A 25343-nucleotide genomic window follows, 5' to 3' on the forward strand; every position below is an offset into this window, starting at 1 on the left:
TTTAACTATTGTTATCCAACCTCATCGCTTATTTCACCACAGTGACGATACGACTATCGATGTAACCTATCCGCTTTCCTTTTTTGTCATATAAAGCGTAGTATTGCTTACCATTCGGATGGTAATAAATTTCTTTCGCGTTGTATTGATGACCCGCTTTAATATGCTTTGTGGACACTTTTTGTTTGAGTTGAAGGCCTTTCCAAACTGTAATTTTGCCTTTATTGACTTTGATTTGTTGATTGAATTTTTGTGCCGTTGCTTTTTTAATCGGTGCAATCGAATGACCATTCGTGTAGCCTATCCACTCACCATTTGTTTTATAAAGGGAATAATATTTCTGGCCATCAGGATGGTTGTAAGCGTATTTCGCAAAGTAGACCTCTCCCATCTTGACACTACCAGAACCTTCACCTAATGTAAGTTCTAAATTTGTCCAAATCGGAATTTGCGGATGATTCAATTTCACAAATTTATGATAAGGATGTGCGACAGGTGTACCCATCCAATGTTTAATGTAATCAATTTTTAAAGCATTGAGTCTGACACCACCATTGTATTCCTCTCCACCGAATGTATGCACACCAATCAATTGATTTTTACTATTTCTCACACCACTACCACTTTGACCGTTATAGGTGTCTACATCATAATACAAAATATTGTCAGTTACTTTTTTCAAATGACCCGTTGATTTATACTGCATTTCTCCAGGTTTATCTCCAGGGAATCCAGATATTTCTATTTTTTCGCCTTCCTTAATTCGAGATGTGATGCCTAATGTCCCTGTCTTTTTTCCTAATTTAGAATCCAACTTAATCACACCGATGTCATAGTTTTGATCAGTTGAATCAATCCATTGTTTAAACGTCCATATTTTTTTCGATTTGGCCTTACCTATCGTATATTGGTTCCCTTTTTTACCCGCATAGACCGTCACTTCTTTTGCCCATCCGACGTTATGCGCATAAATGTTATGTGCTGCAGTCAATACCGTATCTTCACTGATCATCGTCCCTGAACCTGAATACGTTTTCCCATTCGGAAATGTCATATTTAACAGCACCACTTGTTTATAAGGCGACTTTAAATGATGTGTTACGGGTTGACGTTGATCTTCTCCAAATACTCTTTCAATACCATTTTGATACAAATATTCAATCGGCTTCACTTTGCTTTGGTCTATTTCTAAAGGACCTGATGATGGCTTTTCTGTTGCTGTGATTGGCAATGTTTCTGGATTCAATTCTATACCTTCTGGATAATATTGGTTTTCGATAATACCATCACTCGCAACGACATTTACTTCGGCAAAAACTGTGGATTTACCACTCAACCATACGACGAACATTAAAACAGCGCTCAGTAAAATCACTCTTAATTTGACTTTCATTTTTAATCCCTCACTCGATGTTATCTATCCATATCATGATTTACTTTTATAAGGCTTTTCATCACTATGCGCTTAGCACGATTAACATGCATGCTATCTATGCAATTACATTATAAGCACCTGTACAAATAATATTCAATAACACATTGAAATGTTTATTATTTTATTTTGTGCGTTTTAGTGTTTCAAATTCATCGCACTTTGTTTAATGTCATCGCACTAAAATGTGTGTAACTTAGAAATATCAAATCGAGAAAATTTTCCTTATCAATTTTTGGCAATAAGAAGAAAAAATAAAATTAGAAGCGTCTACAAAAGTGAACTCTATGAAAGACGCCAACATGTGGACGACCTTACAGTACAATCCCGTGTTGGCATAATGGAAGTTTCATTAATCAAGCGTGTTGTGGTCATCAAACTATGAAGTGAATCCCAAAAGTCAGCCCTAAAAGCTAATTTTTGAGGTGTCGTTCACTATCGACAAATCAAATGTTGTCTCTAATTTGAAGCGATTCCTTTTGTTCCTGGATACTTTTTCATTAATGCATCTGGAATGTGACAATAATCATTCGGATATTTGTCGAGGTGATCTTGATGGATGTCTGCACTCGGAATATAATTCGTGAGTGGCTTCACTTCGACAGCGATACGGTCTGCATCAGCTCGATTTTGAATGAATTGTCGTGCTTCAGCTAAATGTTCGGGCCGTTCACTATACACGCCCGTCCGATATTTCGGGCCGACATCTTCTCCTTGTTGGTTGATGCTATATGGATCAATAATTTCAAATAAGTAACCCATCAATGCTGTAACGTCGACTTGTGACGGGTCAAATGTTGTTTTAACACATTCGACATAGCCATCATACGGGCCGTCTAACGTTTTTGTCGTCCCATTTGCACGCCCCGCTTCTGTTGTGATGACGCCGGGTAATGTTTTCACAAAGGCTTGGACACCCCATAAGCATCCGCCTGCAAGAAATATCGTTTCCATTGAATCCCTCCTTATTGTAGTTTTTGCTGTAACTTAACCTAAAAACTGTTCTTGAATGAGAGCGTCGAGAATCATGCCGCATAGCATTTTCTGACCCAATCTTTATAGCCCAAAAAGACTTGGACGTCATATCATCCAAGCCTTTTATCATTTCGAGTCTCACTCGCCGTGATACAAAAATGATGCATCATGTGCGCTTAAGCCTCATGATTCAAATACGTTGTGAACATGTCTTGATATAGCTCAATAAATGTTAAATAGACATCTTTTTCGACATATTCATCGACTTGATGCGCTTGTGACATTCGCCCTGGACCATAAGTCACGAATGAAAAATGTTCGTCTTTATCTTTTAGTAATAATGATGCATCTGTCACACCCGTCGCAGCGATTTTTTTGACTCTCTCACCAAAGTATTTTTCACTTAAGTTTTGCGCTAAATCGACCCATGCATTTTCACCTGTTGTGACGACGGGCGCACGGTCTCCATAGGGCTGAATCGTCAACTGTTCATCTTTATTCGTTACACGTTGTTGAATGGACTCAAACAAATCGATAAAACTTTGACTATTGAACTCTGAAACGGTACGCACATTAAACAGTGCCGTCGCTTTGTCTGGAATAGAGTTCACCTGATCGCCACCGTTAAAAACAGTCGATGCTAACGTCGGTCTACCGATAATGTCATTTTTTTGATCAACGTGTTGAAATGCTTCATTTAAGTGATAAATAAAGTTGACAACAGGCGTAATGGCATTAATCCCTAATTCTGGCATCGAACTGTGCGCTGATTTGCCTCTAGATGTCAGTTCGACGTGCATGGAACCTTTGTGCGCGTAATACATCCCCTCTTGAGAAGGTTCAGCGATGAGTAATGCATCCACATCGTCCATGTAACCTTGTTGTTGTAATAATGCAGCGCCTTCACTCTCAATTTCTTCTCCCGCAGTCGCTAAAAGGCGAATTGTGCCCTTGTTCAATAATCCTGCTTCTTTAATTTCAATCATGCTTATGACCAGTGCTGCGAGGCCTGCTTTCATATCTGCTGTACCTCGTCCGTGTAATCGACCTGCGTCATCCTCTGTTAATTGAAAAGGTTCATAGTGCCATGTCGCAATATCGCCAACCGTAACCACATCCATATGTCCTGAAACAGCTAGTACAGGTTGACCTGAGCCAATTTCTGCCACTAAATTTGCACGTGTCTCACTATTTTCTAATTTGATGATTTGCGCGTTAATTTGATACTGCTCAAACAAATCGTGTAAATATTGGGCAACTTTTAGCTCATGATCGTTGACTGACTGCATTTCAATAAGGTCACGTAAAATTTGAATGCTTTCATCTTGGCTTAAAACAGGCATTGCTTTCACTCCCCTTCAAAAATGTGTTAAGTGGATTCGTGTTGTGCTAAAAATATCCTCAACTTTAACACTTACTAAACAACCTAATTGTCTCAAAAAGAGTATCGAATTACAATTTAGGGCGCTGATCTAACCAAACAGAACGTATCTTTTCTTCATTCACATATGAAATTAAAAAACACTTCTATGCAAGATGAGGCACAAAAGTGTTTGCTATGTTAATGATTTTATCGTCCTAACAACGTTTCAGCATTTTTATACATGAATTTTTCTTTTTGTTCATCCGTGATAAGGTCCGTTGTTAAAATTTCGTCTGTTAACTTTTTGACAACTGGCGCAATCGTGTATGGTGTGTCTGCGCCATAGACAATGCGATTTTCATCTGCCATTTGAAGGAGCATCGGTAACTGTTGAGGTAACACTTTACCTTCTAAATCAAAGTACAAATTGTGCATGGTTTCCAAAATATCATCCGGTTGTTCCTCGTATTCAAAAATGGCATTTCCCATATCAATCCGTTGCGCAATCACTGGGAGTAATGCACCGCTATGTGGGACAATCCATTTAACGTTAGGAAACTTACTGAATGTTCGGTTTTGATTCATATAGACGATAGCACGCGTCGTATCAAAGAAAAATTCCATCAATGGGGTAAAGACTTTTTGTTTGATTGATTCATTGATCGGCTGAGGTTCGTTAGGATGAATGGCAATAACCGCGTGACGTTCATTGAGTTTCTCAAAAATCGGATCTAAGCTCGGGTCTCCTAAATAGATACCACGCGCATGTGTCGGAAGCGTAAAACCTACCGCACCGTGCACATCTAAAGCTCTATCAATCGCTTGAATTGATGCATCCACGAGAGGTATCGGCAGTGACGCAAAAAGCCCAATCTGTTCTGGATATTTTCTCGACAGCTCAGCACCATAAGCATTGACTTCTTCATTGACTTCAACCATAACGTCATCTGGCACAGCACTATGATGAGGTCCCGCAATAGACAACACCCCATAATCAATCTCCATTTCTTCCATAAATTTCAAATACGCCTCGATAGAAAATGAAGGCGTCGCAACACCTGCACCCTTCCCATCAAAATACGTATCTAAATAGCGAATAAAACCTGGTGAGAAATAATGTGAATGTAAATCAATCTTTTTCATGAGACACACTTCTTTCTTTTTAATATGTGTTTAATAAAAAATTGTCACTGAGCCAAGGTTTCTGAACAGTCATACCTTAAAACGTGTCGTGCATCGCTTTATTCACCAAATTGAGAGCGCCGGCAGTCTTCCCTCAATGCAAACAGCCACACTCACCCGGATACAACAACCTTTAATATGCATGTCATATCATCATCAATCTCACACACCCCGAACTTTTGATAGCAAGATGTTATTCATTATTAAACGAAATTACTTTTGACAATATTTTTTATTAACAATGATATGAAATACACTTGATATTATATATTTAAAATTTCACGACCTCAAACAACGATTCTTAGCCTGTTGACAACAATATCATCGCTGACATTACAACTTCATCCGTTGATTTTTGTCTCCAATAAAAAATCCCACATCACCCTTAACGCAAAAAACACGAAATTTTGCGTTAAGAAAATGCAGGATTTTGACCACTGATTTTGAGAAATGTTGTCATATCAACGTTTCGGACTATTTTAGGTCTTTTTTGAACACTCATGTTACACACGAGCCCTTGTGTTAACTTATCTTAGAACTAGAAATAATATTACGACTCTTCATAAACAATAATATCGCCAGGTTGACATCCTAAATATTTACAAATCGCCTCTAAAGTACTGAAGCGCACAGCCTTTGCTTTCCCCGTCTTTAAAATGGATAAGTTCGCAATGGTCACGTCGACGGCTTTGGACAATTCAGTAAGCGAGACGTCTTTTTCTTTTAACACTTCATCTAACTTTATTTTAATCATGATGACTCCTTATATCGTCAAATCATTTTCTTCTTTAATCTTTTGAGATTTTCTATAAATCGTAGTAAATGAGAGCAATAATAAATTAATAACAACAAGTAAAGTTGCAATCAGGTTGTCAATATCTAATACGTTAACGATGGCTTCATCCACATGTAAGAAATCTATCAAAAAATGAAGAGACACAAAAATTAAAATACACATCGAAGTATACAACGTTTTATCGTGTATCTTATCTGAAAATCTAAATTTGGTATTTATGTTTACTTTACTAAATATTTGATATACGAATATAAAAACAACTAAAGCTAAGATAACTTGTATCACATATACAAGGGCATAAAGCTGATACGATATTGATGCATGCCAAATTCCGTCATCAAACAATTGGCTATACTTGAACAAATTTTTTATTGAAAGCAATACAAATAAAATGATTAATACTGCTAAAGTGCATTTTAGAAATTTAATATTCCTTGTCACATTTATCACTACCTTTATTTCAATTTGATCTATTTGAATTATTATATCGTCAAATCATTTTCTTCTTTGAGTTTCCGTGACTTCTCATAAATAGTACCAAAAATGAGCGTCACTGTTCCGAGTACCATTAAAAGTGTATCAGATAAATCTTGCATATTAAGGACTTTCATGTATTTGGGCTCAATTTGAAGTGGATTGGATAAAAAGCTGATAGCCGAAAATATCATGATACCGAGAGAAATGTACAAAATTCTCATGTGTGATTGAGCTGAAAACTCAAAATTCTTGTATATATCATTAATCAGTATGATGGTTAAGACAAAAACCCCCACAAGTATCAGTAACCGTACAGTATACACTAGCGCATAAAGTTGATATTGTAATGGCGCGTGCCAAATTGACGTTTCAAGCAATTGATAATAATGAATTAAGTCTTTAACTCCTCCAACAAGATATAAGATAGACATGATGACAGCTAGTATTTGAATCAGTCTCATATGTTTTGGTATTTTCATTGAAACCTCTCCTTTTATTGATTATCGATAAAATCATACCACCATTTTTATCGATAATCAATAAATATTTTAAAAATAGATTCCATTTGCATGTAACTATTTAGTATAATGGTGTTCAATTTAACATGTGTAGGGAGTGGTTAGCTTGAAACAATATGTAGTGGATGCATTTACCAATCGTGTTTTTAGTGGGAATCCTGCAGCAGTATGTATTTTAGATGAATGGTTGGACGACCAAACGATGTTATTGATTGCACAAGAAAACAATTTATCTGAAACTGCTTTTTCGGTAAAACAAAATGGGAATTATGAATTGCGTTGGTTTACACCTGGAGGGGAGATTGATTTATGCGGCCATGCGACATTAGCAACCGCGTTTATCCTCATGAATGAAGTAGATGCCTCCCTTAAAGAGGTCACTTTTTCAACATTAAGTGGCGATTTAACGGTCACAAGAGAAGCGCACCTTTATCGCATGACTTTTCCACCGTTCGACTTAAAGCGCGTTGAATTGACTCAAGCAATAATTGATGCGTTGGGGGCTACACCCACAGAAGTTTACTTAGGAAGAGATTTATTATGTGTCTTTGAAAACAGTGAACAAGTGATCCATTTGAAACCTGACATCGAGAAAGTCAAACAACTCGACGGCGTGCTCGTGCATGTCACTGCACCAGGTACTGACACAGATTGCGTTTCACGAAGCTTTGCACCAAAACACAGTATTGCAGAAGATCCAGTATGTGGTTCAGGACATTGTCATATTGTGCCATACTGGGCTAAAAAGTTAAATCAAACAGAGGTCTTGGCATATCAAGCTTCATCACGTGGTGGTACGCTTTATACCACATTCAAAGATGGTGTACTGACATTGGCTGGAGAAGCCGTGCTATTTGCACAAAGTGAGCTTTATATTTAATAAAATGAGACGTGAATCGAAGCAATATGACTCATCAATCATTAAGCGCTGTGGTTTAACGCTTCTCTTATATGCATCAAAACTAAAACTTTATCTCTTTTAGATTGGACAAAGCACATACACAAATACTCTCTTCCACATTGGTTAAGACCAAAATGAATAGAGGTTTTGTTGTATTGTTACGTTAATAAAAAAATCCCCACATCACCCTTAACGCAAAAAACACGAAATTTTGCGTTAAGAGGGATGTGGGATTTTCACTACTTATTTTGGCAAATACTGTCATATCAACGTTTCGGACTGTTTTAGGTCTTTTTGAGCACTCGCGTTACACACGAACCCTTGTGTTAACTTATCTTAGAATTTGTAGTAAATCATAATTCACATATACTTTATTACGTTTTCTTGAGTGATCTACATCAATCATACCTAATTCAACAAGTGTATTCAGATGCATTCTGGCAGTATTTTCACTGATATTCAAACTTTTGGCAGCATACTTCACAGTTACATTAGGTGTCGTAAATGTATAAAACCACACATCTATGATTTTTGAACCAGCCGCACCATTAATTTTTTTAAGCCCGTCCTTTGCCAGTTGTTCAATATTTTCTAGCTTCTTTTGTAGATTAAGAATCATTCGTTGGCACGCTCGTAAGTAAAACTGAATCCATTTATACCAGTCGGCATTTGATCCCCTCACACTATTCAACAAATTATAGTATCTTAACCTTTCTCTTTCTAACTCCTCACTTACAAAGAATATTGGCGCATTTACAGCACTTTCAGCCATCATATTCAATACAATTAAAATTCTACCGAGTCGACCATTACCATCAAGATAAGGGTGAATGGATTCGAACTGTGCATGCATAATTGCAGTTTTAATCAGCGGATCAGAATGCTCATCTAAAAATGTATAGCCTTGATTTGGTTTTTTCTTAAAGCTCTGATGGCCTACACGATTGATGTAATGTTCCCAATTCGTCATATATGCATCAATTTCATGTGCAGGAACTGGTATATATACAGCATCTTTAATATCATTACTTGGACCAATAAAATTTTGTATCTTTCTAAATTCACCTGAAGAGACAGTCGTTCCTCTTGTGTTCCGTCCCATCAATATCTTGTGCAATTCATGAATCAGCCGAGTCGTAATAGGATTTCCATTTTTAATTTGCATGACACCATAATCTAATGCATCTTTATAGTTAAGAACTTCAGTCACTTCAGTACTTTTTTGTTCATTAGGTGTCTCCTCGATAATGTCTAGAAAAGTGACCTGAGTCCCTTCAATTCTTGTAGATTGTACCGATTCAGATAACGTCAATAGTTGGATCATTTGTGTGCTGACCAGTGACTGATTGATTTGAGTATTTAATGCGCCCATTAAACTATTGATTTCAGCAACTGATTTATATAAATCTAAAGCATTTTCTAAAGTCACTTGTGGTGGTAAGAAATCTATACCTTGTAATGTCATTAAAAACACCTCTCTTAACGCAAATTATACAATATTTTGAGTTAAGAAAGGGTATTAATTTGTTCTGAATTATACTTTATCATTAGAAAAACCTTGTCATATTAACACTTCTCCAGCATACACCCATTTTTTCAACCCCCATTGTTACACACGCACCCTTGTGTTAACTCACCTTAGAAGGACTAATTACGACGCTTCATAAACAATCATATCACCGGGTTGGCATTCTAAATATTTACAAATCGCCTCTAAAGTACTGAAGCGCACGGCCTCTTTCAATCAAACCGAAAATATTATCATAGAAAAGTGATTTTGCATTGATAAAGAAGTCCGTGATGACACTGGTTCTTATGGGGTTTCTCTCACATTTTATTTTTGTCAGTTAAATTTTTTTCAAGTTCAAATAGGTTGCCATAATGATAGTATGCGACCTCTTCAAATTTTGAATTCACTACATTTTTCGTATCAAAAATAACTTTATGTTTCATACTTTTAAAGTCATCTCTTTGAGCCCCTTATATTCTGAATGGTCACTTAAAATAAGGACCAAGGACGCATTTTCGACAGCTTGTGCCATATCTTGATCGACAAAATCCAAATTCACATGGGTATCATACGCACGCACTTCGATGTCTGGCTCTTGTAATAATAGTCGATAAATATCAAATGCAGGTGACTCTCGAATATCATCAACATCACCTTTATAAGTTAAACCGAATACTGTGACTTTATGGCCTTTCAACAGCTTAAGAATGCTTTTCGTTTGTTTGACAACATAAGCTGGCATGGAATTATTAATGCCCCGAGCTGTTTGAATCAATTGGGAGTCTGCAGGGTCTTTCGCAATAATAAAATACGGATCTACTGCCAGACAATGTCCTCCAACACCTGGCCCAGGTTGATGAATGTTCACACGTGGGTATTTATTTGCCATACCGATAACATCGATTACATTAATTTCTAAATTTTGACAGATTTTAGTGAGTTCATTGGCAAGTGCGATATTAACATCTCTGTAGGTATTTTCCATCAGTTTACTCATTTCAGCTGTACGTGCATCCGTTTCAATCATTTCACCCTTAACAAAAGTACGATATACACGTTTTCCTTCTGCCGTACATGCTTTTGTCACGCCGCCGATAATGCGATTGTTGTACACCAATTCCTCTAAAATTTTTCCTGGTAATACTCTTTCTGGACAATGCACAAGGTAGACATCTTCTCCGACCGTAAATCCTCTCTCCTCCACGGCTGGTTTAACATAATCATCCATCGTTTTGGGCGCAATCGTGGACTCCACAATAATCGTATTTCCTTTTTTCAAGAGAGATAATACACTATCTAAAGCGCGCATCACAATTGATATATCACAAGATTTATATTGATCTTGGTTATTAGGTGTCGGCACGGAAATGATAAAAACATCTGATGCTTCTGGCGTTGTAGACACTTTTAATTTACCTGTTTCCAACACTTCTTGATATGCTTCTTGTAAGCCCGGTTCTTCAATACTGATTTGGCCATCTTGTAATTGATCAATCACCTTTTGATTGATATCTACACCAAGGACATCTACATTATTTTTCGCAAACATGATTGCGGTTGGTAAGCCGATATATCCTAATCCCACTACAGTTAATTTCATCTTCTAACCTCCAATAAATGTCACTTGTATGTCTAACCTTTGATGACTTTTGACTGATTTTTCTTTGTCACTTCTACAATCTCTTTCATAACTTCTGCCATCTCACCAGAAACGCGCTCTTGAATTTGATGATCGTGATACAAATCATTCGCATAGGTTAAATGACCGAACAATTTTTTGAAAAGCTTAATCTGATTTAAATAACGATTTAACCGCTTAGGTATCCATATTTCCAACGTTTTCAGTTCATATTGTCGCCGTATTTCACGCATGACAGCTGTCGTTTCAAAATAAAAGTCATCTTGTGGGTGAAACACCCCTGCACTTTCTAATGTGATTAAGTCTGTGATAAAAGTTGTAAGGTGCTTAATATACAGTGCACTTCGCTGATTCTCTATTTGTGGTAATACAGGGACCATTTTTGACAGTTGCATTAACCGTTGAAAATTTCCCGGGGAATCTGCACCATAAATCATCGGCGCTCTTACAATTGCGACTTTAAATGTATCACTTTCACAAATAAAAACACCCTTTTCCACGTTGGTAATAACCAAAATGTAAAGGATGTCTTCTCTATCATTCACTATTTTTGAATTATATTCGAAATATTTTTGTTATCAAATGAATTAAAATATCAGGCTTAATGTAGTGGGCATGTTGGCGTTGCTCTGACATTCTTTGTTCAAATGCTCGAGGGTCATCGCCAATTTCGTCTAAAATTTTATTCAATTTCTTATATTCATGAACAGAAAAAATATGACTCGGTGCAGTCAACGGACGATGATGTGTAGTTTCATCATATGCCATAATAAGCTGTTGATGATGAAAAGCACGCGAAATCGCATTTTCTACTTCATTTCCACGGTTAATATCGAGATAAATGTCACATCGCTGATACAATTGCGCGATTGTGTCTTTGTTTGCTGTCGGATATAACTTCACCTGCGGAAACTGCTCAAAAGCCATTAACTTCGATGACATTTCAGTCCGTGCAGCAATGTGAAACTGCCATTCTGGATGTGCAGAAACAATATCTTTTAAGTGAGGGATATCATCTGAATTCGTTAATGTTAAGACGTGCTTCGTATGTTGATTCTTTTTGTTGAATTGATATAAGTAACCAGCCGCGTGCACATATTCTGCTTGTTGGGGTGACAGTTGCGCCACAATTTTCTCATACTCTTTTCTATTAGGAATCATCACGGAGAAGCGTTGGCTTTGTTCTTGATTCAAAAGTGTCAGCATATTGCCTGGAACGTGACCTTGACTCTCTTCTTGCCAAAACAACACACCCCGACCATTCAAATTCATATGATAGAGCACTAAAAATGGTGTTGATAATGAATTAATGACAATATCGCTTAACTCAAGCTGCATCTGTTTTAAATAAAAAGTGATAAACGCGACTTTTGAATCAAAGAAATAGGTTTGACCTTACCAGTCCAATACGTAATCGCCTGTGACGTAATTTTCGTAAATGATATCTTTCTTATCTCGTGTCACATACTTTTTGAAAATAGCTGTTCCTGCTAAGTCATAAATCGTTTCAGCAAATTTAAAGCCTCTGTCCGTATAGTGATCCATCGAACGTAATCGGCCACTCTGATCAAACCAACGCACGTGGCTCACAATTCTCGTTTTATAGTTCGGGCGATACATGATTTCACCACGTGTTTGTCCCATATTTATAATTTTAGCAGTATGGGCGTCTCCTACAATTTCCCAATATGGTGGAATGTCAACATCATTAAAAAATCTCGGTTGGTCGTCTTCGTATAATTGATTCGCCGCAAAAAACTGATAAGGTGAGGTAACATTTTCTGGTAAAAAACCATCATCTTCCATACAAATTGTGAAGTTTTCATAACCTGCTTGAATCAATGTTTGATGTAATAATCGTGTCGGTTCGTGATAATATTCAAATAAGTTAATCATCGCGCACCTCTTCCAATAAGTTTTGCCATTGCTTCACAATTTCAGTCGTTTTAAAATGTTTCGCAATCGCATAAGACGTCTCGTGTGGGGATTTAGGTCCGTGATGAAAATATTGAACAATTTTATCGGCCATACGATCAGTCATTGCGTCTATCGTTTCGTTCGTCGCTAACGTATCAAGTAAATAACCGTTTTGACCGTCATGAATAAAGGTTGGATTACCATAATTAACATTAAAACCAATCATACCGAGCCCCGAACCGACTGCTTCCATTAAAGTTAATCCGAAACCCTCACTTTGTGATGCCGACACAAACAATTCATATTGCGCGTAAATATGTGTTAAGTCGACATGTCCTTTAAAATGAATATAATTTTCGGCGTTGTGTTCTTGAATCACTTTTTGAATACATTCATGTTCAGGGCCTTGACCATAAATATCAAACTGAAGCTCTGGAACGTGTTTTTTTGCTTTAATGACAGCACGTGCAATCCAATCGACATGTTTTTCCGATGCTAGCCTTGAAGCTGTAATGATTGTATAAGGTGTCCTATCTTTGGTTGGATATGTTAACTGCTTCAAGCTCCCAACCGGAATCGTATAAATGCGTGGGTCGTCCGCGGTATATTGACGAAACTGTTCTGTTAAAATGGTGTTCTGCAATTCAGTTGCAACAATATAAAAATCGATAAACCTCGCATTTTTAAACTGATATTCATAATAATTGTTCCATAAAATATGTGTCCCATCTGTCGCGTTCTCACTGAAATGTTCTGCATGGATAACAACGCCTACACGACTCTGTTGTTTGTTTTGAAGTACGGCTTGACCGATATGAGACGCACGATCTAAAAGGATGATGTCAGCTGCTGTTAAATTTAATTTTTGAATGAAATAGGCCACAAGTTCTTCTTTACTGTATAAAATGGCGTCTTGAAAGTGATACATGTGCATATCCTCATCAATAATTTCTTGGTACGCAATAGTGCCATTTTCATTGTAAAATTGGCGCATATACAATTTAGCATGCTGCTCACTCGGGGCATAATACTCTGAAAATGTCCGCACATAGCTGTAAAAATCTTTTCGTATAAGCTTTCCGTTAACTACAAATTCAGCACGATCAACATACGGCTCTCCTTCATTTTTTAAATAGCACGTCACAAATGTTTGTGATGGATGATGAAAATATAGTCGCTGAATTTCGCCCATGTCTTCAACGTACATCACCGGTTGACCAAGTTCATTTTGTAGATCTTGAAGTGTATATGTCGTTGGCGCAATAGGAATATCTGTGAAATATTGATAGATCCAAATGATTTCCTCATCTTTAAAACCGAGGTTGTTGGTTAACGTTTGAATATTTTCAGAAGCGATAAAGTCCAAAAATATAAATTTCGCATCCTCATTGCAAAGACGCAACAGTTGGGCACGATAACTTTGAGCATATTCCACACCACTACTCGCCCAACCAATGCCAAAATTAATATTATAAATTGTCATACCGCACCTCCTTTTAAGGAAAATGAATCGTTAAGTCTCCATTTTTTTGTTGATCCACCATACTTAAACAAACGTTTCTAATTATACGATGCTTGATTTCCCACAACATACGATTGAATGACTCTAAGGCGACTTTATGATATTCAAACATCGCATTACGTTGTCCTTTTTGGCGTTGATTGACATTCGCTTTTAATTGTTGCAAGTAGTCCACTTGTTCAATCCATGCTGTATCGATCGCTTTAAGAACAGCTTTACGTAAAAATTGTTGAAACAAGGCATCATCGTTAATTTTCTGTTTATTTTTCGCGAATTGTTGCTTAAATTGCGCCATTAATAATGTCATCACTGCAGTCTCATGCGTTGTCGCAGCTTTAACCTCAACATCTACAGCACTAAAACTCAAATTTTGATAAATATATTGCGAAATATCAGAAGAAGTCACAGTGCCCGATGTCTTAAAATGGTGATGAAATACATCTCGTGCTATCTGTTCAAAATTAAACGTCTCCATCTGTGCACTTTCTAAAATCCGATTTCGCTCACGATAAATGAGTTGACGTTGGATGCTCATACTTTTTTCGAACTCATTTGCCAATGCTCTTAATTTCATTCCTTGTTCTTCTGCAACACGTTGGGCTTTAGTTAAAATCCGTGTCACTTGATGTCGAAAGAGCAGACTTTCACTTAAATCATCGTGATCTTGTGACATTAATCTCTCCTTTTTTGTTAATTTGGCATCACTCCAACGTTCAACTAAGTCATCATCAAGCGAGATAAATATTTGCGACTGTCCCGGATCACCTTGTCGTCCTGCACGCCCTCTCAACTGTCTATCGATACGACTATTTTCCATATGTTCATGCATCAACACTGTTAAGCCACCAAGTGCATAGACTTCCGACGCTAATTTAATATCTGTCCCTCTTCCTGCCATACTCGTCGCTACAGTCACTGCACGCAACTGACCCGCTTCAGCAATCATTTGCGATTCTTTAGCGACATTTTGTGCAATGAGCAAGTTATTAGGAATGTGCAAATTAAACAACGCATTTGAGAAATATTCTGCCGCTTCAGCTGTTCTTGTAATGAGTAACACAGGCTTTTTTTGTGCATGTAACTGAGTCACTTCTGTTAATATTGCACTGTTTTTATCATGAATATTCACAAACACACGATCTGGAAGGTCTTCACGAATGACAGGACGCGCAGTTGGAATTTGAACTACGATTTTCGAATACAACTCAAAAAATTCCTTCTCTGCCAGTTTTCCCGTCGCTGTCATGCCAGAAAAACGTTCGAACTGCATAAATAAATTTTGAAAAGTAATTGTCGCCATCACACTCATATCGTTGGAAATGTCCAATTTTTCTTTCGCCTCTAAAGCTTGATTGAGACCCGCTTGCATTTTCGTTCCAGGCAACATCCGCCCCGTAATACGGTCAATCAACATAATTTCACCATCCAAGACGATATAATCTAAATTCACATCCAACAAATAGATTGCGCGTAAAGATAAATGAATCACGCGAACAAGGTCAAAATTGGAACTGTCGTATAGATTTGTGACATTAAAATACACATTCGCTTTCTCAATACCTTGTTCGGTCAACCAAATGTCTCGCTTCGTCTTTTTCATTTTAAAATCCTGGTCTACTTTGAGGGTCGCAACAAACGCTTTGACCACATCAAACAAATTGGACTGAACACGTGGTGCACCAGAAATGACGAGTGGGGTTTGTGCCGTATCTAAAATAATCGAGTCCACTTCATCGATAATCGCATAATACAATTCAGGCAAAAACTTACTTTCCAACGTATCCGCTAAGTTATCGATTAAATAATCAAACCCTAAATGGCCGTTCGTCGTATAAATGATGTCATGTTGATAAAGATTTTGCTTTTCTATATTACTTACGGGATTGTCTGCATTTTCTACAAAACCAAGTGAGACCGATAAGCCTAACCAGTTGTATAACGGCTTCATTTCTAAATAATCCCGCTCTGCTAAATAATCATTCGTCGTAATTAAAAATACAGACTTCCCTGCTAATGCATTTAAATATAACGGCATTGTTGCACTTAACGTTTTCCCTTCGCCTGTCTGCATCTCAGCAATATTCCCTTGATGCATCACAATCGCGCCGAGCACCTGAACATCTTTGTGGTACTTACCTAAAATACGACGTGACGCTTCTCGTACAACAGCATAAGCTTCAGGTAACAGGTCGTTTAAAGTCACTTGATGCGCACGTAACTGCCGTTGAAATTCAATCGTCTTCTGTTGTAGTTCTGCATCTGAATATTGGGCCATCCGTTCACTGTAATGATTCACTTGTTTCAACATTTTATTTAATTTCTTGAGACGCATACGGTTGATGGTTGTATTAAGATGAAGACGCATGGTCGCCCCCCTTTCTAAAACGAATTCGCATTTTGAAGTGCTCGTGTCCGTTGAATGATATGATTCACTTGTTTTACCATGTCGTCATAGCAAGCAAGTGTGGGCTGGATGTCGTCATTAAGCTGTACTTCTGTTAATACCATACGTTTAAATGTCAGACGATGACACGATGCATTCATCATTCGAATATCATAGCGATATGCCTCTTTCGGATATTCGAAGTCTTTTGGACCATGATTCATCATTAACTGCTTGATTTTCGTGTCGTTCTTTCTATAAAAGGTAAGAATGAAATAGACACTCTCTACAGGATGTGCCTCTACTTCAAATATCAGACGATAATGACCCCCTCTCTTTAAAATAGGGAGATTCGGTGTACAGCCGTCTTGATCAAATTGCGTCGTCATCGTCCATAAATGAATTTGTAACCCTGACGGCATCAGTTGATTCTCAAAATACGTCCCGTTTGAATGAAATTGAATCCGAGAGCCGTGTTGATACGTTTCTTTATTCGTATTGCGCCATAGAATCGGCATCGCGTATTTAGTTTGCATGAACATCTCTCCCAAAATGATCTTTCAATAAAATGTGATAAAAGTTCATAAACCAATTCACTACAGTGGTCGTGTCATCATTATGTCGACCGGGTACCGCTTTATTCATTAAATGGACATGTTGTCGACTGAGTACCGGGAGTAAATCATGAAATGCGGCATGGTCGTAATCATCATGTTCCATATAAGTCATCGCTACAGAAGTGTGATACAAGTCACTATTTGTAAATACGTCCCAAAATTTCTGATTCAGCTTAGACATACGTATGTCAGGGTCAACCACTTCAGACTGGTGGGCGAGCGCAATATCCAATGCTGTTTCAAAATCTTGTGGCCGTAATAACTTCATATTTTGTGCAATGGTCCCGATATTCACGAGTGGCTTTCCAACATTGATGGCTTTCGGATGGAGTTGTGCACCGTAATATAACGCACCAAACGACCCCATTGATAAACCAGAAAAAATACACGCATCGTAACTAAATCCGAGTATTTCCAAAGTTTTTTGGATGACTTGTTTTATACCATTTTCAAACGTGGTCGATCCTAAATAAAACGCACCGCCTTGAATACGCGGATCACTGATGAGTAGAAACGGCGCGCCAAGTTGTTGCATTAAATAATACGCTTCGAATCCTTCTGCCTCACGATAACCACTAAAATAGACATTTAATGGGGGTTTAAAGTCACCAGGGTTAAAGTAGTAGAAAAATTCCTCGCGCCTTTCATCCACAAAACGCGCACCCCCTAATAACAACTGTCCAAATTCAATGCGGGACAAGCGCTTATGTACGGCTCCAATATGTACAACACCGCTGTAACGTGCTCTTATCGCAACAGCAATATATGCGGTATACGGACGTCGTGTTAAGTAAAACGGTTCTGCTAATTCTTGTTCGTCTAAAATGAGGGTCTCTAACACCCCTTCTTCAGGATTTAACGACAATAAACGGACAACGTATTCAAGCTCAACGTCTCCTTCTGTATAAAATTCAGGCCATATTTCAATGACTTTATCACGGTCATATACTAAATTTTGACGCCAACTGAGCAACGGGCGAAATGTATCACCAAAATCTCCTTCACACTGGACTTCTTTATGGCCATAATACGTCACGTTAACTGCGTCAGACGTATGCATGTGCGTATGTGCTGGACTGACTTTATCGCCATATTGCCCGGGAAATGAAAGTGCCAATAATTTATCGTGTAACGCCGCTTCATCTGCGTAGTGAATCGGTCGAACGTCATATTTTTTTACTATTTCTAACGCCTTATATCCCGTTTGCCAATAATGATAATCCACGAGCGTGTTGTATGGTGTACACACAAGAGTCAAGAGTTCACTCAATGGCTCAGTACAGGGGGTTTGAATGAATACAAGATCAAATGACCCTACTGCTTCAAACATCGCCTCAATGTTTTCAACCCAATCACTGTCATGATGAAACAATTGCGCATCCAAATAGTTCCATGACACATCAGACTTTTGTTCGAATAAATAATCCAAATCACGCCCACCAACTTGTAATACACTAAACGGTCGTCCCATCGTTACCACCTTCTAAAAATTGATTCAATTGTTCAATCATGCGCTCAGAACTTAATGTTTCAATGATGTTTGTATTAAATGTATAGGCTGTATTCCAATGTTTTAATGTGTTTAAAAAGTAATCGAGCGCTGAATCAAGTGCCTCATAACGGTCGATGATGATGCCATTTTTAGAATCTGTCACATAAGGGCTTTGAATCATGTGAATTTGTGGAATACGCACACTGATACTCGCAATTTGGACATATAAATCGGGTTGCTCACTCAAATCAATGATAAGGCGTAAACGTGTCAAAGCTTTGCGCACTTCATCTTCATACGGCACAGATTGAAGTTGAATCAATTCCTCAAATGGTGTCGGCGTTTTCGCTTCAATCAACTCCGCTTTCGCTTTATCTTTCACAGCTTTTTCATTATGACGCTTATTCATTTCGTGCATAATTTGTCGAATCCAATCATTTACATTCGCCTCATCTTGTTGCGTCAATAATACGAGCCGATAAGATGGATAGGGTTGAATGTAGTCTGTGAGCTGACGCAATACACGTTGTAAATTCTCATCCTGCATCCCGTCTATCCAAATGCCAATATACGTTTCATGTAATTGACTGCTTAAATTCGGCAGTTGCTGTGTTTCAAACGGCGTGATTCTTAAAATGTCGTCTTGATGCGTATGCTGTGCTAACAAAGTCTTTAAACGTGCTTCATTTTCCGACGTATCCACCAACCATTTCGAACCGTGTGTCATCGACTGAATAAAGGCATCATCTAACGTCCCATTTCGTTTACTAAATATCGAATAGCCCACGGTAACATCCGTTGAGACACTTTGAAATATCGCATTGTGCTCGGGATGTGCGCACACTATCAGCTGATCCGTTCCATTTAGATGCCGTGCACAATAGTGCTCAAACCGTTCTTGAATCAGCGTTGCCATCGAATCGTACATGGGCACCTCAAACTCTGGTTGAAATGGTGGCATCACTTTCACTTGATCTGTCAGTAAATTTTCTCGCAGTATAACTTTTCCCGTTGTCGTTAAATAGTCTTGTATGTTCGCTACACCATCTGCATAATAACGAATAGCACTCAAATAACCACGCTCATCAAAAATAAATCGCCGTTGTTGTTGGCACTGTTCAAAGTCATCGAGCCAAATTAAATAGCCATCTTGATTAAAATACACTTTGGATATGCCATTTTCTGTTATCACTTGAATCATATACGGCGAAAATACAAATTCTGCATCATCTGGCCACGTCAAATCCTCAAATTGAAAAGAACGTGAAGGTGCATCATCAAAGCCTTGAATCTCATCAAATAATGACCAAATATCCGCTTCATACAAATCATATTTGTGTAAAAACATTCTTAAATGCGGTTGATAACTTAAATGCAACAGTTTAAATGGTGCGTCATTTTGCGCATGCATCGTCATTAAACTCATTGCGTCATCAAATTGTATCTTTCTATGCTTGACATAAAATGGCTCAGTTAATTGACACCACCATTTGTCATGGCCATACCATGCTGGAACAAAATATTTCATAGCTCACTCCTTACTGTACTTGTCCAAAAATGGCTGATATTGATCAAAATATAAATAAGTGCGTATCGTTTCGGTCATATTAATCGTCATGTAAATCATAATGACAAATTGCGTAAACACTGACAGCTCTTTTGTCATATTAGGCACCACGATAGAAGTCAGTAACGGCAAACTGATCATCAAACATAATACACACGCACCTACCAAACTCACTTTTCTAGACATGCCGTTTAAATATTTCTCTGTCGCTTTTCCTGGATAAATCCCTTCAATATAATGCCCATTTTTTTGAAATTCTCTCGCCTTACGCTTCGTATTCAACAGCAATTTAGACAAAATATAGTTCAGGATGATGAACATCACGAGAAACATGACAACGCCCGTTGAATGATTTAATTCTAAAAATTGGGATTGATAGGTTACATTTCCTGTCACCCATCTTCCTATCAAATGAGCAATCATTCCTACGATGAAAAATAATGTAAAATTAAACATCATCGCAATGCTTCCACCAGAATTAAGCTTCCACGAAATATACGTATCTTTTGGATTTGGCGTCACATTCATCATATCTTGATAAATCATGCGATACTCGATGCACTCTATCCATACTAACAACACCAACACGATGAACATCAGCATCACACCTATCATGACTGTAGAAGCATCTAATCGTTGAAGCTGTTGCTGTTGAAAAATGGACTTGATGATACCGACGAGCACAATCGGCGTTGGACCCGCGATGCCATACACAGTATTTTGATCCGCTAGCCACACGAGTAACATCGTCCCTGTCACTAAAATGAGCAACAACAAACCGATATGAATACCGTGGCGCGTGCCATAATATTGATTGAGCACAAAACATCCTTGAATCACGGCCAATAGTATTGTGAAAAAACGCTCTTTAAAATGACGTTCTATACGTGTTTCCAACTTTTCTTTTTCGATATTGCGATAGGTCAACAGTGCCATAACAATCATCGTTGTAAGCCACGGACTAAGCCCTAGAGAAAAAATGTTGATCGTATGTACATCACCACCCACATTCGACAGCGCTAAATCTAACAAGTGATGTGGCGTATGCGTGCGTTCTTTTATTCCTGGCAAAGTGATGTGACTCCCAAACATAAAAATGATAATGACCATCAATGTGAAAAAAAGACGTTGATATAAAACTTTATATTCTTTCGTTTTAATATGCTTCAAACTTGTCAATGTTCCCATATTTTTCCTCTTTTTAATGAACTAATAAAGAAGAGACAAAAGCCTGCATTATTTTTTAATGTTCTTTGTGTCCTTTAGAAAATAACGTTGCTTTCGCCTCTTTGGATATTGCATTAATTGTTTTTCTTACGTGTCGTTTTATCTTTTTTGTCTTTTTTAGCTTTGCCGAATAATGCTAAACCGAACAAGGCTGATAACAAGCCAACGAATATATCTTTTGATGTGTCTTTTGTACCTGTATTTGGTAATGACTGAGGTGAATAATGCTTTGGTACTACACTTGGCTGTTGACTGATGGCTTCACTCGTTGTTGGATGCATGCTTTGTGATGTGCTTTCACTTGTTGAATGATGTTGCAGACAATCAGAAACAGATTCGCTATGGCTTGTGGAATGTGCACTACTTATGCTCGTGCTTGTGCTATTCGATGTACTGAGTGAACCACTGACACTTGTCGACGTACTGTGTGACATTGAACCACTTAATGACAGGCTCTCACTTGTCGATGTGCTTAAGCTATCGGAATGACTGGTTGATACGCTCGCGCTACTTGCCATAGACACACTCTCAGAGCTTGAGAGACTTGTGGAAACTGAAGCGCTCTCACTTGTCGATGTGCTTTGACTCGTTGAAAGAGAATGACTCTGACTGACTGATGCACGCGTTGATGTACTTGCACTTGCAGATACTGAATTACTTGTTGGCGTACTTTGCGAATCAGAAATAGCTATACTATCACTCACTGAAAGACTGAATGATGTGCTTGTTGATTGACTTAACGATGCACTCGTACTGCCTGAAATAGAACCACTGTTAGAAACAGATGTACTATTATTGGCTGATTCACTGAGCGAGATACTGATTGAATTGCTTAACGACGTGCTGCCACTTGACGATTCAGATGTACTAACACTCATTGATGCATTGGCTGAAGTTGAGAGCCTTTCCGATTGACTCAATGATGTGCTTGTACTATAAGACTTAGAAAGACTTGTACTTACTGATGTACTGCCTGACATGGAAGTACTTATCGATTCGCTAAGTGAGATACTGTCGCTATCAGACACTGAACCACTCATAGATTCACTAGATGAAAGACTTAAATTATTGGAAGTGGACGCACTATTCGATACAGAAATGCTGTCACTGATTGAAGTGCTTTCTGAATCACTGATGCTATTGGATAGAGATACGCTAGCACTTTCAGATTTACTGTCGCTCATTGACATACTATTTGAAACAGAGGTACTTTCCGCTTCTGACACTCTCTTAATCGCACTCAACAAAGTGCTCAGACTATTTGATGTTGACATGCTCTTGGACTCACTCAATGACGTGCTTTGTGAATTAGAAATGGAGTCACTTTCAACATTTCTTTCAATCGTCCATACAAAACTTTTTTTCGTCGTATTATGGCTCGAATCTTGAGACGTTACAGTAACCGTAAATTCACCGATTTGCATTGGTGTCCCGCTAACCCTTTTTGTCTCAGGATTGTATGTTAGACCTGGTGGCAAGCCTGTCACTGTATCTGTCGTCGTTCCACTATTGTCCATCGTCTTTATCTCGACCTCGTTAATCGGGTCAAAAACTTCATTGAATTGATGGTCAACTTGCACAATCGGATTTGTCGTATCAATAATATTGAAATCAAACGTAGAAGTAGCAAAATTATCCGCGTCGTCAATAGAGGTCACAGTCACCTTATATGTACCTAACTTGAGCGGTGTCCCCGTAATCACATTATCTACCTCATCGAATTTTAGTCCTGGTGGTAAATCGGCCACCATATTTTTCACATGTCCTGTCCCATTATCTGTTGTGTTCACTGTAATCGGCGTAATCGGACTATTCAGCTCTTTCGTTTGTGTCGGCATATCTAATCTCGGAGCTGTCACATCTTTATAAAAGAAGACCATCGTTTGCCCTGCCCCAGTTAGTTGCGCCGTATTTTTTGACGCATTATAAGTTGGTGCATCTTTACTGTAAAATTTTACGTATCGATAGCCTCTTGCTGATAATGCATTCCTTTGCTGATCGACGTTCACAACATCACCTACATTACCGGCAATCTTTTTCGGCGCTATAATTTCTTGGCCTGTATCTGCATCGAAATAATGCACATGCGTAACGGCGGCTTCAGTATAGTAAAGCGAACCTACTTGAATTTGTTGTAAATTTCGTGCATCGCCAGTTGATGCTGATATCGAGAACGAAAAGGTCGTATTTCCACTTCTTAAAAGCCACTCTGAAATATCTTTCGACCATTTTTGATTCGCATAAACGACGGTCATCACTTTCGTGGTAGCGTCATAATTAATAAGGAAATGCTCGAAAGTGCCATTCGGTTGCTTGTGTAATTTAGCTGCTGTCGCTGTCGTCGTCCCCTCTGTATAGGTTACCGCAACGCCCCTTTTATTGGTTGTCACAAAAGCACCAAAAGCACCACCGCCGCCGACAGTTGGAGGATCTGCATTGGCATCGTCACCGGCTTTCGGTTGCGTTGAATTGTGAAAAGTATCTAACTTGAAACCAAACGCACTATTCAAACCACCAAAACCAACAGCTGCCCCTTTCTTCCCAACTTCACCTAAAGGACCAGGTGAAAAAACAAAACCAATCCCATCACCACCTAGTACACCGTCTGGACTATGCCCTTCATATCGCGTCCCCAGATTGACAGCACCGACTAATTCGAAGCTTTTCCCAAAATCAACTCTGGAACCAAGCGTAATGGAGCCTCTTTGGTCGCGTGCGTCAGACGTTAAAGTGACAATGCCTGTCTCCGGCACATAATACGCTGTCCCTCTTGGAGTAAAGTTACTTTTAAAGTTATCTCGCGTCACGATAACTTGGTCCGATGCCCTTGACGTTGTATCTCGTGTTGTCGTTAAATGACTTACCGACCTTGCTTTTCGAGTCCTTTTCGTGTGATGCGATTCACTCGTAGTCGTTGGTGTCGCTACACTTTCTGAAGACACCCATGTGGTCGGCTTGAATACCTTTGTCACTGTTTTCATAGGCACTTCACTATGAAGAGATTGACTTAGGCTAGACGCTGACGCACTTGTTGTCACTGATGAACGTGCCTTGTTCTGTGATATCGATTGTGCGTGCTGTGTTGTAGCATCATGTGCTGTAGTGGATGTTCTATGTTGTGGTTTGCTTGAACCTTTTTCTCCAGTTTTTGAAAAAGATGTGGCGTCATTTTCTTTACTTTCACTAGAGTCCATAGTGTGATGTTCGTGCGACGGCGCTTTCGTTGTTGTATGCGCATGAGGTGATGTATGACTTTCTGCGGATTCACTATGTTGTATCGTATTTTCACTGTGCGATGCTTTCATACTTTGGCGCTCTGGAGTATGCGCACTATGAGTTTCTGAGGTTATTGCGCTATCTTTCGCATGTGCACTTTCTGAAGTTTTTAGATATGCCATTTCACTATGACTTTCACGCGCTGATGTACGCACGTTTTGACTTTCTACTAATGACACACTATCGCTTTCCGATGTTTGCGTATGTGTAGTCACGTCATTTTGTTCAGAACTTTGAACTGATTCTGACGATACGGTCTCACTTTCACAATTGCTATGTTGACTTAACACTGTTGAATTTTGGTTTGCGACAGCCTCACTCTGTGTAGACAACTTCGAAGTTAACGGAAGTTCAGAAGCCGCCATTGCTTCGTGACCTTGAAACGCATTTGCTGTTAAAACACCACCCGCAAGCGTAGACACTTTGATGACATGTCTTTTAATGACATTCCCTTTACATTCATCATCTTCTTCAATTGAACGACTTGTTAATAAAGGTAACCCCATTATGTGCAATAACTTAAATGCCTTAATACCTGATCTCACCCAA

Annotated in this window: 17 protein-coding genes and 3 pseudogenes; 1 reads left to right on the top strand and 19 read right to left on the bottom strand. The window is 38.5% G+C overall.

Features of this window, described 5'->3' with window-relative positions; genetic code table 11:
* Positions 1-28: 28 nt before the first annotated feature.
* The 7 genes from CD138_RS10780 to CD138_RS10810 all read right to left on the bottom strand — a co-directional run bounded on the left by CD138_RS10780 (position 29) and on the right by CD138_RS10810 (position 6704).
* A complete protein-coding gene (locus CD138_RS10780) occupies positions 29-1393 on the bottom strand; it encodes a trypsin-like serine peptidase (RefSeq protein WP_019167699.1) in 1365 nt (454 codons plus the stop codon).
* Between the two features lie 498 nt (positions 1394-1891).
* Positions 1892-2386, bottom strand: a complete 495-nt coding sequence (locus CD138_RS10785) for a peptide-methionine (S)-S-oxide reductase (RefSeq protein ID WP_019167698.1) — start codon at positions 2384-2386, stop codon at positions 1892-1894.
* Between the two features lie 197 nt (positions 2387-2583).
* The gene (locus CD138_RS10790) at positions 2584-3750 is read right to left on the bottom strand and encodes an ArgE/DapE family deacylase (RefSeq protein WP_019167697.1); all 1167 of its coding nucleotides are present in this window, start codon (positions 3748-3750) and stop codon (positions 2584-2586) included.
* 227 nt (positions 3751-3977) lie between these two features.
* Positions 3978-4913: an amidohydrolase family protein gene (locus CD138_RS10795; RefSeq protein ID WP_019167696.1), complete on the bottom strand. Its 936-nt coding sequence runs from the start codon at positions 4911-4913 to the stop codon at positions 3978-3980.
* 589 nt (positions 4914-5502) lie between these two features.
* A complete protein-coding gene (locus CD138_RS10800; RefSeq protein WP_019167695.1) occupies positions 5503-5706 on the bottom strand; it encodes a helix-turn-helix domain-containing protein in 204 nt (67 codons plus the stop codon).
* Between the two features lie 9 nt (positions 5707-5715).
* Positions 5716-5892, bottom strand: a complete 177-nt coding sequence (locus tag CD138_RS14270; RefSeq protein WP_155961034.1) for a hypothetical protein — start codon at positions 5890-5892, stop codon at positions 5716-5718.
* 338 nt (positions 5893-6230) lie between these two features.
* Complete coding sequence (locus tag CD138_RS10810; RefSeq protein ID WP_019167693.1) at positions 6231-6704, bottom strand: DUF2975 domain-containing protein; 474 nt, start codon at positions 6702-6704, stop codon at positions 6231-6233.
* Between the two features lie 145 nt (positions 6705-6849).
* Here CD138_RS10810 and CD138_RS10815 point away from each other — a divergent pair, with 145 nt between their 5' ends.
* Positions 6850-7623 carry a PhzF family phenazine biosynthesis protein gene (locus CD138_RS10815; protein WP_019167692.1) on the top strand — a complete coding sequence of 258 codons (774 nt, stop codon included), beginning with the start codon at positions 6850-6852 and terminating at the stop codon, positions 7621-7623.
* A 352-nt stretch (positions 7624-7975) separates the two neighbouring features.
* Here CD138_RS10815 and CD138_RS10820 read toward each other — a convergent pair whose 3' ends face one another.
* From CD138_RS10820 to CD138_RS10875, 12 genes and pseudogenes are all read right to left on the bottom strand, one after another.
* Positions 7976-9109 (bottom strand): Fic family protein, encoded by a 1134-nt coding sequence (locus tag CD138_RS10820; protein WP_019167691.1) that lies wholly within the window; start codon positions 9107-9109, stop codon positions 7976-7978.
* A gap of 186 nt (positions 9110-9295) precedes the next feature.
* Positions 9296-9382 (bottom strand): annotated as a pseudogene (locus CD138_RS10825) (helix-turn-helix domain-containing protein); the annotation flags it as partial.
* An 89-nt stretch (positions 9383-9471) separates the two neighbouring features.
* Positions 9472-10754, bottom strand: a pseudogene (locus CD138_RS10830) (nucleotide sugar dehydrogenase).
* Between the two features lie 32 nt (positions 10755-10786).
* Positions 10787-11293 (bottom strand): Rossmann-fold NAD(P)-binding domain-containing protein, encoded by a 507-nt coding sequence (locus CD138_RS10835; RefSeq protein ID WP_019167690.1) that lies wholly within the window; start codon positions 11291-11293, stop codon positions 10787-10789.
* A gap of 55 nt (positions 11294-11348) precedes the next feature.
* Positions 11349-12689, bottom strand: a pseudogene (gene gtfB / locus CD138_RS14775) (accessory Sec system glycosylation chaperone GtfB).
* A complete protein-coding gene (gene gtfA, locus CD138_RS10845) occupies positions 12682-14193 on the bottom strand; it encodes an accessory Sec system glycosyltransferase GtfA (protein WP_019167687.1) in 1512 nt (503 codons plus the stop codon). The pseudogene gtfB and the gene gtfA overlap by 8 nt, the downstream one beginning before the upstream one ends.
* Positions 14194-14206: 13 nt before the next feature.
* A complete protein-coding gene (secA2, locus tag CD138_RS10850; protein WP_019167686.1) occupies positions 14207-16597 on the bottom strand; it encodes an accessory Sec system translocase SecA2 in 2391 nt (796 codons plus the stop codon).
* A gap of 14 nt (positions 16598-16611) precedes the next feature.
* Positions 16612-17151, bottom strand: coding sequence for an accessory Sec system protein Asp3 (gene asp3, locus CD138_RS10855; protein WP_019167685.1), 540 nt, complete (start codon positions 17149-17151; stop codon positions 16612-16614).
* Positions 17141-18703 carry an accessory Sec system protein Asp2 gene (asp2, locus tag CD138_RS10860; protein ID WP_019167684.1) on the bottom strand — a complete coding sequence of 521 codons (1563 nt, stop codon included), beginning with the start codon at positions 18701-18703 and terminating at the stop codon, positions 17141-17143. Before asp2 ends, asp3 begins: the two co-directional genes overlap by 11 nt.
* Positions 18687-20252: an accessory Sec system protein Asp1 gene (gene asp1 / locus CD138_RS10865; protein WP_019167683.1), complete on the bottom strand. Its 1566-nt coding sequence runs from the start codon at positions 20250-20252 to the stop codon at positions 18687-18689. Before asp1 ends, asp2 begins: the two co-directional genes overlap by 17 nt.
* 3 nt (positions 20253-20255) lie before the next feature.
* Positions 20256-21479 carry an accessory Sec system protein translocase subunit SecY2 gene (gene secY2 / locus CD138_RS10870; protein ID WP_019167682.1) on the bottom strand — a complete coding sequence of 408 codons (1224 nt, stop codon included), beginning with the start codon at positions 21477-21479 and terminating at the stop codon, positions 20256-20258.
* Positions 21480-21592: 113 nt separating this feature from the next.
* Entirely contained in the window at positions 21593-25300 is a 3708-nt protein-coding gene (locus CD138_RS10875) for a lectin-like domain-containing protein (protein ID WP_258026513.1), read from the bottom strand.
* Between the last annotated feature and the right edge of the window lie 43 nt (positions 25301-25343).

It is taken from the genome of Staphylococcus intermedius NCTC 11048 (genome assembly GCF_002902385.1).
Lineage (GTDB): Bacteria > Bacillota > Bacilli > Staphylococcales > Staphylococcaceae > Staphylococcus > Staphylococcus intermedius.

What these genes read in the sequence shown, in the direction of transcription:
- CD138_RS10780 (WP_019167699.1), bottom strand. Translation starts at nt 1,393, where the DNA reads ATGAAAGTCAAATTAAGAGTGATTTTACTGAGCGCTGTTTTAATGTTC.
- CD138_RS10785 (WP_019167698.1), bottom strand. Translation starts at nt 2,386, where the DNA reads ATGGAAACGATATTTCTTGCAGGCGGATGCTTATGGGGTGTCCAAGCC.
- CD138_RS10790 (WP_019167697.1), bottom strand. Translation starts at nt 3,750, where the DNA reads ATGCCTGTTTTAAGCCAAGATGAAAGCATTCAAATTTTACGTGACCTT.
- CD138_RS10795 (WP_019167696.1), bottom strand. Translation starts at nt 4,913, where the DNA reads ATGAAAAAGATTGATTTACATTCACATTATTTCTCACCAGGTTTTATT.
- CD138_RS10800 (WP_019167695.1), bottom strand. Translation starts at nt 5,706, where the DNA reads ATGATTAAAATAAAGTTAGATGAAGTGTTAAAAGAAAAAGACGTCTCG.
- CD138_RS10810 (WP_019167693.1), bottom strand. Translation starts at nt 6,704, where the DNA reads ATGAAAATACCAAAACATATGAGACTGATTCAAATACTAGCTGTCATC.
- CD138_RS10820 (WP_019167691.1), bottom strand. Translation starts at nt 9,109, where the DNA reads ATGACATTACAAGGTATAGATTTCTTACCACCACAAGTGACTTTAGAA.
- gtfA (WP_019167687.1), bottom strand. Translation starts at nt 14,193, where the DNA reads ATGACAATTTATAATATTAATTTTGGCATTGGTTGGGCGAGTAGTGGT.
- secA2 (WP_019167686.1), bottom strand. Translation starts at nt 16,597, where the DNA reads ATGCGTCTTCATCTTAATACAACCATCAACCGTATGCGTCTCAAGAAA.
- asp3 (WP_019167685.1), bottom strand. Translation starts at nt 17,151, where the DNA reads ATGCAAACTAAATACGCGATGCCGATTCTATGGCGCAATACGAATAAA.
- asp2 (WP_019167684.1), bottom strand. Translation starts at nt 18,703, where the DNA reads ATGGGACGACCGTTTAGTGTATTACAAGTTGGTGGGCGTGATTTGGAT.
- asp1 (WP_019167683.1), bottom strand. Translation starts at nt 20,252, where the DNA reads ATGAAATATTTTGTTCCAGCATGGTATGGCCATGACAAATGGTGGTGT.
- secY2 (WP_019167682.1), bottom strand. Translation starts at nt 21,479, where the DNA reads ATGGGAACATTGACAAGTTTGAAGCATATTAAAACGAAAGAATATAAA.
- CD138_RS10875 (WP_258026513.1), bottom strand. Translation starts at nt 25,300, where the DNA reads ATGGGGTTACCTTTATTAACAAGTCGTTCAATTGAAGAAGATGATGAA.